This is a genomic window from Aeromonas sp. R7-2, from assembly GCF_040908105.1.
GTDB classification, from domain to species: Bacteria; Pseudomonadota; Gammaproteobacteria; order Enterobacterales; family Aeromonadaceae; genus Aeromonas; species Aeromonas caviae.
Window position 1 is genome coordinate 31,918 of sequence record NZ_JBFODC010000027.1, and the last position, 12,131, is coordinate 44,048.

The following is a 12,131-nucleotide window of genomic DNA, read 5'->3' on the forward strand; positions in this document are numbered from 1 at the left end:
TCAGGAGAAATCCATGCCATCCCTCGCCTCATCCCACTGCCACCACCCCGTCGTCCACGAAGGGAATCCCCTGGCCGAACAGAAGACCCGCTGGGCCGTGCTGCTCACCGTCGTCATGATGGTGGCGGAGATCGGTGGCGGCTGGTTCTACAACTCCATGGCGCTGCTGGCCGACGGCTGGCACATGAGCTCCCATGCCCTGGCCCTCGGCCTCTCGGTGCTGGCCTATCGCGCTGCCCGCCACTTCGCGCGGGATCACAGGTTCAGCTTCGGTACCTGGAAGATAGAGGTGCTGGGGGGCTTCAGCAGCGCCCTGCTGCTGGTGGGGGTGGCGGGGTTGATGCTGTTCGAGTCGGTGGCCAGGTTGCTGGACCCCAGCCCCATCCATTATCAGCAGGCGATCGGCATTGCCCTGCTGGGCCTGCTGGTGAATCTGGCCTGTGCCTGGCTGCTCAGGGACGATCACGGCCATCACCATGGTCACGACCACCATCACGGTCATCACGACCACTCGCACGATCACCACCACGGCCATCAGGATCTCAACCTGCGCGCCGCCTACCTCCACGTGCTGGCGGACGCGGCCACCTCGGTGCTGGCGATTCTGGCGCTGGTGGGAGGCATGTTGTGGGGGGCGGACTGGCTGGATCCCCTGATGGGCATCGCCGGGGCCGTGCTGGTGGCGGTGTGGGCCAGGGGGCTGCTGCGTGATACCGGGCGCGTCTTGCTGGATGCGGAGATGGATGCGCCCCTGGTGGACGAGATCCGCGAGGTGATCGCCGAGCTGCCTGGCGCCGAGATCCGCGATCTGCACGTCTGGCGGGTGGGGCAGATGCAGTATGCCGCCGCGATGTCGTTGCAGATGACAACCCCGGTCCCGGCACAGGTGATCCGCGAGCGCCTCGCCATCCACGAGGAGCTGGTGCACCTGACCATCGAAGTGTCTGCCGACTGACGCCCCTGGTGGGGGTCAGCGGGGAGGCTCGCTCCCCTGATCCTGCCAGAGGGAGCCCAGCATCAGCCTCAGCAGCAGTCCCGGCGGGTCGTCGAGCAGGCGGCCCGGCTCCAGCAGCAGGTGGCCGTCGGCACGAAAGCCCAGGCTGGCGTGGACCTTGCCTTCCTCGCCACACACCTGGAGGAGGCCGTTCAGGGAACCTCCCTCGCCGGGTTGACAGCGCAGCCGCAGCTCCCGTGGTTCCCCCAGCAGGGTGAAGGCGCGGGCGAGGGGCGGGCTCTCTTCATAATCCGGCCAGTTGAAGAAGTGATAGCGTTCGGCGAGCACGCCGGCCTGCTGGCAGAACTGATCGAACAACTGGGCAATGCCCTGATACTCCTGGTCCAGCCGCCTGGCCTGCTCCTCAATCCGTTTCATCACCCAGCCCCCTCTATCCATTTGATTGGACATTGATTTCGTCACTCGCTCCCCTCTTTCCGCTGGTATGGGCCGAAAGCGGTGCCAGGTCTGTGAGCGCGATCGAGTTTTCGTTATGAAAACGTTATCTTGTTGATGCGGATTGGTTTTTTTTGCCCATCCGCTCACATTTACGGCAATTCCCGCTGATTAATATGACACCGCTCGGCAATGACCGGGTACTCGGATATCGAGACTAACTACAGCGGGAATTATAAAAAAATGGATATGAAAAAGACCAAAGTGGCGCTGGTAACAGCCTCACTGCTCGCGCTTTTGTCAGGCTGTAACGACAACAGTTCTTCTGCTCCTGCCCCTCAGGATGAGCCCGTCGCTCGTCTTCCCAACGTCCAGCCCCCGGCCGAACTGCTGACGGCCGGCCCCGACGAAGCGGTCATCGCCCTGGTGGATACCCAGACCAGCGCGGCGCGCGGTGTCACCGGCCCGTTCGCCAGCCACAGCCTGCACCTGTGGAACAACGACGCCTGCAACTCGACCTCGGAGGGCGGCCTCAACACCGGTTGGGATGACAAGAGCAAGACGCCGTCCGCGGCGGACAGTTTTGGTCCGGCCTGGGTCGTGCCGCTCTCCAAGATGGAAGGCTGCATCAACTTCATCGCCCGCAACGGCGATCTCGCGAACCTGACCGGCAGCGACATGAAGGTGGTCTTCAGTGATCACCCGGATCGCACCGTGGCCATCGTCGCCGGCAAGAACGAGATCTTCGGCAGCCGGGCGGAAGCCTTCACCGCCGCCTTCGGCGTGGCGGGGGCCAGTGCCCATCTCATCGACGACAACACCCTGATTTGGCAAGGGGGCAAGGACAAGCCCTATGTGCGCCTCTACTACACAGAGTCAGGCACCATCACCGCAAACAGCGAGGGTGTATTCGATTTCCCCTACCTCAAGCTGACCCCGACCAGCCTGACCGAAGAGCAGCAGGCCAAATACCCGCACCTCAAGGATGCCGCCGCCTTCGCCCTGCCTGCGGGGAAAGATCTCAAGCCCCTGCTCAAGGGTGAGCTGGTCGCCATCGGGACCGATGCGGACGGCATCCTGCAGGGGGCGACCCTGGTGCAGAGTGCCGGTGCCCTGGATGCCCTTTACAGCGAAGCGGCCACCAAGCTGGCCTACGGCGCCGTGGTGGAGGGGGGCAATGTCACCTTCCGGCTCTGGGCACCGACCGCCAAGTCGGTCAAGCTGGCGCTGTTCGACGAGCAGCACAAGTCGCTTGGCGAGCGCGCCATGACCCTGGACGAGGCCAGCGGCAGTTGGAGCGTGCAGGGGGGCAGCGATCTTGTCGGCAAATACTACCGCTACGATATCCAGGTCTATCACCCGGTCAGCCGCAAGCTGGAATCCTATCAGGTGACCGACCCCTACTCCCTGAGCCTGGCGATGAACTCCGAGTTCAGCCAGGTGGTGGATCTCGACGATCCGGCCCTCAAGCCGGAAGGCTGGGACAGCCTCAAGGCGCCCCACAGCCAGAAGAACCCCGCCGACATCACCATTTATGAGGCCCACGTCCGGGATCTGACCGGCAACGACGAGTCGACGCCGGTGGATCACCGCGGCAAGTTCCTCGGGCTGACCGACAGCGACAGCGTGCCCGTCACCCACCTGAAATCCCTGGCCAAGAGCGGCGTCAGCCACCTGCACCTGCTGCCGGTGTTCGACATCGCCACCGTCAACGAGGATCCGGCCAAGGTGGCCAACATCGGTGATGACTTCAGCAAGCTGTGCGAGGTCAATCCCGAGGTCAAGAACTCCAGGTTTGCCAGCCACTGTGGTGGCGGCGAGACCATCGAAGCCGTGCTCGGTGATCTGCAAGCCAGCGACAGCAAGGAGAACCCCGTGGTGCAGGAGCTGTACGGCTATCTGCGCGGGGTGGACTCCTTCAACTGGGGCTATGACCCCTACCACTACACCACCCCGGAAGGCTCCTACGCCACCAATGCGGAGGGGACGACCCGGATCAAGGAGTTCCGCGAGATGGTGCAGGCCATCAAGCAGAACATCGGCATGAACGTGGTGATGGACGTGGTCTACAACCACACCAACGAAGCGGGTCTCGGTTCCAAATCCGTGCTCGACAAGATTGTGCCCTGGTACTACCAGCGCCTCAATCCGGAGACCGGTTCGGTGGAAAACTCCACCTGCTGCTCCAACACGGCGCCGGAACACGCCATGTTCGCCAAGCTGATGGATGACTCCCTGGTCACCTGGGCACGGGACTACAAGATCGATGCCTTCCGCTTCGACCTCATGGGCCATCACCCGAAAGATCAGATGGTGCAGGCACTGGCCGAGGTGAAGAAGGTCAATCCGGACATGTACTTCTACGGCGAGGGGTGGAACTTCGGCGAGGTGCAGGATGACAAGCGGTTCGTGCAGGCGACCCAGAAGCACCTGGCCGGTACCGGCATCGGCTCCTTCTCCGACCGGCTGCGTGATGCGGTGCGCGGGGGCAGCCCGTTCGACGGCGGCGAAGCCATTCGCAAGACCCAGGGCTTTGGCAACGGCGCCCTGGTGGATGCCAACGAGCTGGACGGCGTCGATCTCGCCACCGCTCTGCATCAGTCCGATCTGGTGCGCCTCGGCATGGCGGGCAATCTCAAGGAGTTCGTGCTGACCGACAAGGACGGCATTCCGAAGAAAGGCTCCGACATCGACTACAACGGTCAACCGGCGGGCTATGCCCAGGATCCGATCGAAATCCAGAACTATGTCGACAAGCACGACAACCAGACCCTGTTCGACAACCTGGTGTACAAGGCACCCGCCGGGGCCGACCTGGTGCGGATGCAGGGGGTCTCTCTGGCGACCGCCATGCTGGGCCAGGGCATTCCCTTCACCCACGCAGGTGTCGAGCTGCTGCGTTCCAAGTCCATGGAGCGGGACAGCTACGACTCCGGTGACTGGTACAACCGGGTCGACTACGGCTTAAGTGACAATAATTTTGACAAAGGGCTGCCGCGCAAGGACAAGGACGAAGCCAACTACGAGCTGATCGAGCAGGTGCTCGGCCAGCACGCCAAGCCGGGTTCGGCCGAGATGCATCAGATGGTGAACTTCTACCAGGAGCTCTCCGAACTGCGTCAATCTTCTCGTCTGCTGCGTCTTGGCAGCGGCGCCGAGGTGATCAAGCGGGTCGACTTCCGCAATACCGGCCCTGAGCAGATCCCGGGTCTCATCGTGATGAGCGTGGATGACGGGGTGGGCGCCGGTGCGGATCTGGATCCGGCCATCGACGGCCTGGTGGTGATGATCAACGCCACCAATCAGCCCCAGAGCATCGGCGATTTCCGTGACGGCAAGGATCAGCCCATCGATCTGACCGGCATGGTCCTGAGCGGTGCCCACCGTGACTCCGACAGCATCGCCAGCGGGGCGGCCAATGACAGCGGTCAGCTGACCCTTGGCGCCTGGTCGGCGGCGGTGTTCGTCAAGCCGCAGAGCGGTGCCCAGGGCGCGGGGCTGCCGGTGAGCAAGAAGACGGATCTGAGCACCTTGCCTCCCTTCGGTGACACCGAGGTGTTCGTGCGCGGTTTCCTGAATCAGTGGGATCCGGTCAACAAGATGAACTTCAGTGGCAACTTCATCTATGAGTTCACCACCGAGGTGACGGCGGATCAGCTGGGGTCGACCCAGGTGAAGATCGCTGGCAACGAGTGGAGCGGCCCCGTCAATTACGGCAAGTGCAGCGATACCGACCAGCTTGCGACCGGCCAGGTCAATACGCTCTGTGCCAATGGCGGGGATCTGCCGTTCAACGTGGAGAAGGCTGGCACCTACAAGTTTGTCTTCACCGCCATGAACAAGGACAAGCCCACCCTGAGTGTCAGCTACACCGAACCGGCGCAGAGCTGCAAGGTGCTGGATACCGTCGCGGGCAATCCGCTCGGCTTCCCGCTCTATGTGCGCGGCAGTCTGAGCGACTGGAACGCCCAGCCGGCCTACCAGCTGAGCTACAAGGGGATGGAAGGTAACCTCGCCATCTATCAGGCCGCCTTCAACTACGCGGGCAGCTTTGACTTCAAGTTTGCCAACGACGATGGCAACTGGAGCAAGCAGTTCTTCGTGAAGGATGCCGGTGGCACCCTGATCGCACTGGAGCCCGAGCAGGTTTACCCGCTCCAGCACGGCGACGGTGGCATGGGCAACAACAGCATCACGCTGGAACAGGGTCTGTGGAGCTTCCTGGTGAAGGTTGACCCGACCCAGACTTCCGGCGAGGTGGGCAGCGTCATCATCCAGGAGTGCAGCGCCAAGTAAGTCTTTCCCATCGAGCCCGGGGCTGGCTCGGCAGCCCCGGGTTGAATTCCGCCTCGCCAAGGGCGGGATAACACCGAGAGAGTAAGCAAAGCGCGACTGCCGACCGGCAGCCGCGCTTTTTCTTTGCTCGTGGGCGAGGCAATAAAAAAGCCGCCCCGTTGGAGCGGCTGTTGGTTGTACCGTTAACGGCCGGCCTAGCGTTTTCGCAGCAGGCGCAGAGCGTTGGCGGTGACCAGGGCGGTGGCGCCGGTGTCGGCTAGCACCGCAATCCACAGGCCGGTGATGCCGAGCAGGCTGGTGACCAGGAAGATGGCCTTGAGCCCCAGCGCCAGCGCGATGTTCTGGTGGATGTTGGCCAGCGCCGCGCGGGAGAGCCGGATCATGGCGGCGACCCCGCCGAGCTGGTTGTGGGTCAGCGCCGCATCGGCGGTCTCCAGCGCCACGTCGGTGCCGCCTCCCATGGCGATGCCGATGCTGGCCCGCTTCATGGCCGGGGCGTCGTTGATGCCGTCGCCGATCATCGCGACTTTCTGGCTGAGGCCGAGCTTGGCGATCTCATCGACCTTGCCCTCCGGCAGCAGGCCGGCGCGCCAGCCCATGCCGAGCTCGCCGGCGATCGCCTCGGCGGCGCGGGGGTTGTCGCCGGTCAGCATGATGCTCTGCAGACCGAGCTGGTTGAGCTCTTGCAGCGCCGCAGCCGCTTCCGGCCGGATCTGGTCGCGCAGGGCCAGCAGGGCGGCCGGGGCGGCGTCGGGCTGACCGAGCACCACGACTGTCTTGCCTTGCAGCTCCAGGGCGGCGACCCGGCCCCGTGTTGCGTCATCGAGGGAGGCGACCCGACTCGGCGCCAGCAATTGCCAGAGGGCGCCGTCGATGCGACCCTCTACCCCCATGCCGGGCAGGGCGCGCAGCTCCTGGGCTGCCGCCAGGGCAAGACCCCGCTTCCCTGCCGCCGTCACCACGGCGCGGGCCAGCGGGTGGTGGGAGCCCTGCTCGATGGCCGCCGCCAGTGCCAGCAGGTCGGCCTCAGGCTGGCCATTGAGGCTCACCAGTTCGGTCAGCTGCGGCTTGCCCAGGGTCAGGGTGCCGGTCTTGTCAAAGGCCAGAGTATCGATGTGGGCGAGGCGCTCCAGCGCGGCGCCCCCCTTGATGAGGGCACCCTGCCGGGTGGCTGCCGCCAGTGCCGAGGTGACCGCCGCCGGGGTGGAGATGACCAGGGCGCATGGGCAGCCGATCAGCAGCAGCGCCAGCCCGCGATAGACCCACTCGTCCCAGCTCTGGCCGAAGGCGAGCGGCGGTACCAGCACCACCAGCAGGGCAACCAGCATCATGGCCGGGGTATACCAGCGGCTGAAGCGGTCGATGAAGCGCTCGATGGGCGCGCGCTGGGTCTCGGCCTCCTCGATGAGATGCAGAATGCGGTCGATGGCGTTGTTGCCGGGCTCGGACACCACCTCGAGGCGCAGCACCCGATCCGCCGCCAGGCTGCCGGCGGGCACCTTGTCACCCTGATGGCGCTCCACCGGGATGGATTCGCCGGTCAGGGCGCTCTCGTCAAAGGCGCCGAGGGGGTCGAGCAGGCGGGCATCGGCGGCCAGGCGGGCGCCCGGGGCGATTTCGATGATGTCGCCGGGGCGCAGCTGGTCGGCAGCGACCTCTTCGCGCACCTCGCCCTCGGCAGTGGTGCGGATGCGCAGCGCCTTGTCGGGCACCAGCGCCATCAGGGCGGTGACCCCGGCGCGGGCGCGGCCAGCAGCGTAGGCCTCCAGATGTTCGCCCAGCATGAACAGCAGCAGCACCATGGCCGCTTCGGCGGTTTCACCGAGGAACAGGGCCCCCACGGCGGCGACCGTCATCAGGGTCTCGATGGCGAAGGGAGAGCCGCTTCTGGTCAGTGCCCACGCCTTGCGGGAGATGGGCCACAGTCCCCAGAGGGTGGCCAGGGTAAAGAGCGGCTGACCTAGCTGGGCCGGCAGCAGGGCCGCCACCCCCATCAGGCCGGCCAGCGACAGGGGCTGCCAGTATTTGCCGAGCAGGTTACTGACCCTCTGCATCAGCGGGCTGCGGCCCGGTTCGCTGCGAGCCGTGTTCTGAGCTCCCCCTTTGAGCTGGAAGCCGGCGGCCAGCACGGCGGCGGTAACGGGGTCGGGGGAGAGGCCGGGGGCCAGATCCACCACCAGCTTCTCGGTGGCGAACAGCACCCGAGCCTGCTGTACGCCCTCCACCCGGCTGACGGCGGTCTCTATCTTGCGGGCACAGCTGGGACAATCCATGCCCAGCACCTGCCAGCTATGGCGGCGGCTGTTCTGCTCGGGGGGCGTCAGCGGCGGCTCGGTCGCGGCGGCCGTGTGGGCGTGCCCCTGCTCATGATGATCGTGGTCGTGGTCGTGGGCTGTGTCGGTGGCGCAAGCGCCTCTGGGGGGCTCTTCATCACCCGGGCCGTCTGCGCCACTTTGCCCCTGATGATCGTGGCGGGTCGGGTTGGCGACACCACTGGCCTGTGCCCCGTTGTCGCAGCAGTGGCTGGTGTGGCTGTGCCCGGCCTCTGGGGTGGCGGCCTTGCTGACGGCCTTGATGGGGGCGGCGGCGTGTTGATGGCTGCAGCAGGATTTGCTCATGATGCGTTCCTCTTGAGGGATCCCGCCCCTGCGGGATCCTGGATGACTGCGCCGAGTGTAAACCTTGGTGTAAAGTCCAAGGTCAAGCCCTCTTCTCCTCTTTGTCCGGGTCCATGTCAGTGGCCGCTGATCTGCCCCTGGAGCAGGGGGGACGCAAAGGGATGCCAAATCCCTTTCATTAGCGGGTGTTTGTCATCCCGTGGCGGGCCTATACTGGGGACCCTGGATCCCACATCAATCATCAAGGACCTAACATGAGCAATACCGTCACCCTGCAAGGCAACCCCGTCTCCGTCTCCGGCCACTTCCCCGTTGCCGGTGAGCAGGCCAAGCCCTTCTCCCTGGTTGCTGGCGATCTGTCCGATGCGACCCTGGCGACCTTCGCCGGCAAGCGCAAGATCCTGAACATCTTCCCGAGCGTCGACACCCCGACCTGCGCCACTTCCGTGCGCAAGTTCAACGAGCAGGCAAGCGCCCTGAACAACACCGTCGTGCTGTGCATCTCTGCCGACCTGCCGTTCGCCCAGGCCCGTTTCTGTGGCGCCGAGGGTCTGGACAAGGTGGTGAACCTCTCCACCCTGCGTGGCGTCTCCTTCCTGCAGGACTACGGCGTGGCCTTCTCCTCCGGCCCGCTGGTGGGTCTGGCTGCCCGTGCCATCGTTGTACTGGATGAGCACGACAAGGTGCTGCACAGCGAGCTGGTGGCCGAAGTCGCCGACGAGCCGAACTACGCCGCCGCCCTGGCCGTTCTGTAAGTCGCGCCACAGGCTGATTGCCTGACGGCCTGCCCCGTTCACACGGGGCAGGCCGTTTTTATTGCGCTCCCGAACCTTTTACTTATGGGGTGGGTCTGGCTAGACTTCGCCTCCACATCCTCGTTCAGCCTGTATCTGCGATCCCCATGACGTTTGACGAACTCGCCCTTGCCCCCGCCCTGTTGCCCCTGCTGCCCGCCGCGCTGGAAAAACCGACCCCCATTCAGCAGCTAGCCATTCCTGCTGCCTTGTCAGGACGGGATCTGCTTGCCCTGGCCAGGACCGGCAGTGGCAAGACCCTGGCATTCGGCCTGCCGTTGCTGCAGAGGCTGGACGCAGCCAGTGATCGGGTACAGGGATTGGTACTGGTCCCCACCCGGGAGCTGGCAAGCCAGGTGAGCGCCGCCCTGCAGGAGATTGCCGACGGGTTGGGGGTGCGTCTCCTGACCCTGTGTGGCGGGGTGGCCCAGGAGTGGCAGGAGCGGGAACTGGCTCTCGGCCCCCAACTGCTGGTGGCGACCCCCGGACGGTTGCGAGACTTGCTGGCCCAGCAGACGCTGGGGCTGGGTGCCCTGCGCATGCTGGTGCTGGATGAAGCGGATCGCCTGCTGGAGATGGGGTTCTGGCCCGATATCCAGTGGCTGATGAAGGCGATGCCGGAGGCGCGGCAGCAGATGCTCTTCTCCGCCACCTTGCCGGTCGAGCTGGAGAGCCTGGCCTCGGGCCTGCTGCAGGATCCGGTGCGCATCGAGGCCGAGCCGCTCAACAGCCTGGTGAGCGACATCGAGGAGCGGCTCTATCTGGTCAACAGGAGCAGCAAGGTGCCTGCGCTGATCGCCCTGCTGGAGGCCGGAGAGTGGCCCCAGGTGCTGGTCTTCATCAGTGCCAGGGACGACGCGGACGGGGTGGCCAAGAAACTCGCCAGGGCTGGCATGACGGTGGCGGCCCTGCACGGAAACAAGGATCAGGCCACGCGGGAGCAGGCGCTGGCGGATTTCAAGGAGGGCAGGGTGCGGGTGCTGGTGGCCACGGACCTGATGGCGCGCGGCATCCACGTGGAGGCATTGCCCGTGGTGATCAATCTGGATCTGCCGGAGCATGCGCCCGTCTACGTGCATCGTATCGGTCGTACCGCCCGTGCCGGACAGAGCGGTCTGGCCATCTCCCTTACCTGCCACGGGGATGGGGAGGCGCTCGAGGGGATCCGGGCCCTGACCGGTCGGCCCCTGCCCTTGGCGGCGCTGGCAGGTTTCCCGGTGACCGACAAACCCGCCAGCGGGGAGAGCAAACGGGCGCCAAGAGACAAGCAGGCGAACCGTCGCACCCAGGGCAAGCGCAGCATCAAGCAGTTCAAGGGCAAATCCTGAGACGGACTTCTTGCCCCCGGCGGGAGCCTGTCGTCGTGAAGGAGAGGAGAGATCGGCAGCGCGCCCGGGGGCGCGCCAAACTACACGGCAAGGGGGTCAGTCGTGGAACTGGTTGATCAGGCGGGAGAGGTTTTGCAGCCGCTCCACCAGCAGGGTGATGCCATCGAGGGCTTGACGGCTGTTGTCCGCGGTGTGGCTCGCCAGTTGGTGGATCTGGTGGATCCCCTGATCCAGGGTGCTGGTGACATCCGCCTGCTGGCTCACCGCCTGGGCTATCTCGTCGCTGGTGTGGGTCACCCGGGCCAGCATCCGGTTGATCTGGTCGAGCACCTCGGCGGTGGCCCCCATGTGCTGCTGACAGAGCACTGATGTCTGGGCCCCCTGCTCCATGCCATCGGACAGTTGCCGGGTGCTCTGTTGCAGCGCCCCTATCATGTCGCTTATCTCGCCGGTGGAGCTGCGGGTCTTCTGGGCCAGGGCCCGTATCTCGTCGGCCACCACCGCAAAGCCGCGCCCCTGTTCACCGGCCCGTGCCGCCTCGATGGCCGCATTGAGGGAGAGCAGGTTGGTCTGATCCGCAATCTGCCCGATCACCTCCAGAATGCCGTTGATCTTCTGGCTGTCCTGGGTCAGGCGCGCCAGCACGCCCTGGCTGGCGTCCAGCTCCTGATGAAGCCTGTCGACCGAATCCCGGGTGGTGGCCAGCGCCTGCTGGCCACTGGCGGACACCTGCTGGACCTCGCCCACCAGCGCATTGGCCTGGTGGGCATTGTCAGCCACATCGCGGATGGACTGACTCATCTGGGTGATGGCCGCCGCCAGTTGCTCGCTCTGGGCCCGCTGCTGTTGCAGGTGAGTGTCTATGGTCTGGATATGCCCCCTGTCATCCTCCGCCGCCTGCAGGATCTGCTGGTTGGTGTCCGCGCTGCGACCCACCACGGCGCGCAGCTCCGCCTTCTTCATGCGCAGCAGCACTTCAAGGGCGGCCAGGCTGTCCTGACGCTTGGCATAGAGTACCTGGCAAAGGGCGCTGCCCTGCTCCTCGCCCGCCGTGGCCAGCAGTCTGGCCAGCCGCCGTTGCAGATGCCAGCCATGTCCCATCTGGGCCAGCAAGCAGAGCAGGGTGATGACTCCCCACCCCGGCTGGCCGGTGACCAGACTGGCCCCCATGCCGAGCAGGGCGGTGCCAGAGAGCAGCAGACACAGCTGCCCCGGCTCCAGGGTCAGCCGGGTCAGCCAGGGCAGTGCCTTGCCGTCACGGATCCGGGCATAGAGCTGCTCTGCCCAGGCGATGTCGTGATCCTGGGGACGGGTGCGGACAGACTGGTATTCGATGATCTGCTGCTGATCGTTGAGAATCGGCGTGACGTAGGCGTTGACCCAGTAGAACTGACCACTCTTGGCGCGGTTCTTTACCAGCCCCATCCAGCTCTTGCCTTGTTGCAGGCGGCGCCACATGTCGGCGAACGCGGCCTTGGGCATGTCGGGGTGGCGGACCAGATTGTGGGGCTCCCCTTCCATTTCGGTCGCGCTGTAGCCCGCCACATCGCAAAAGTGCTGGTTGGCATAAGTGATGTGACTGGTGGGATCCGTGGTCGAGATCAGTGATATGTGATCGGGGAAACGGATCTCCCCTTCGTGCCGGGCTGTGGTCATGTGCGCATCCTGAATGAGCCAAGTAACTGATAAAATTATTTTTTATTTT

At 65.0% G+C, this 12,131-nt stretch carries 7 protein-coding genes; 4 read left to right on the plus strand and 3 right to left on the minus strand.

Features of this window, described 5'->3' with window-relative positions:
• Positions 1-13 precede the first annotated feature (13 nt).
• Positions 14-955 carry a CDF family Co(II)/Ni(II) efflux transporter DmeF gene (gene dmeF / locus AB5Y47_RS11825; RefSeq protein ID WP_368220260.1) on the plus strand — a complete coding sequence of 314 codons (942 nt, stop codon included), beginning with the start codon at positions 14-16 and terminating at the stop codon, positions 953-955.
• Positions 956-970: 15 nt separating this feature from the next.
• Here dmeF and AB5Y47_RS11830 read toward each other — a convergent pair whose 3' ends face one another.
• Positions 971-1,372 (minus strand): hypothetical protein, encoded by a 402-nt coding sequence (locus AB5Y47_RS11830; protein WP_042014589.1) that lies wholly within the window; start codon positions 1,370-1,372, stop codon positions 971-973.
• Positions 1,373-1,633: 261 nt separating this feature from the next.
• On the opposite strand from AB5Y47_RS11830, the gene pulA reads away from it, so the two are divergent.
• On the plus strand, positions 1,634-5,686 hold the full coding sequence (pulA, locus tag AB5Y47_RS11835; protein WP_368220261.1) for a pullulanase-type alpha-1,6-glucosidase: 4,053 nt from the start codon (positions 1,634-1,636) through the stop codon (positions 5,684-5,686).
• A gap of 194 nt (positions 5,687-5,880) precedes the next feature.
• Here pulA and AB5Y47_RS11840 read toward each other — a convergent pair whose 3' ends face one another.
• Positions 5,881-8,304, minus strand: coding sequence for a zinc/cadmium/mercury/lead-transporting ATPase (locus AB5Y47_RS11840; protein ID WP_368220262.1), 2,424 nt, complete (start codon positions 8,302-8,304; stop codon positions 5,881-5,883).
• A 254-nt stretch (positions 8,305-8,558) separates the two neighbouring features.
• On the opposite strand from AB5Y47_RS11840, the gene tpx reads away from it, so the two are divergent.
• Together tpx and AB5Y47_RS11850 are read left to right on the plus strand one after the other, a co-directional pair.
• On the plus strand, positions 8,559-9,059 hold the full coding sequence (tpx, locus tag AB5Y47_RS11845) for a thiol peroxidase (protein WP_010672853.1): 501 nt from the start codon (positions 8,559-8,561) through the stop codon (positions 9,057-9,059).
• Between the two features lie 146 nt (positions 9,060-9,205).
• Positions 9,206-10,426, plus strand: a complete 1,221-nt coding sequence (locus tag AB5Y47_RS11850) for a DEAD/DEAH box helicase (RefSeq protein ID WP_210556913.1) — start codon at positions 9,206-9,208, stop codon at positions 10,424-10,426.
• Positions 10,427-10,522: 96 nt separating this feature from the next.
• Here AB5Y47_RS11850 and AB5Y47_RS11855 read toward each other — a convergent pair whose 3' ends face one another.
• Positions 10,523-12,082, minus strand: coding sequence for a methyl-accepting chemotaxis protein (locus AB5Y47_RS11855; protein ID WP_368220263.1), 1,560 nt, complete (start codon positions 12,080-12,082; stop codon positions 10,523-10,525).
• Positions 12,083-12,131 lie beyond the last annotated feature (49 nt).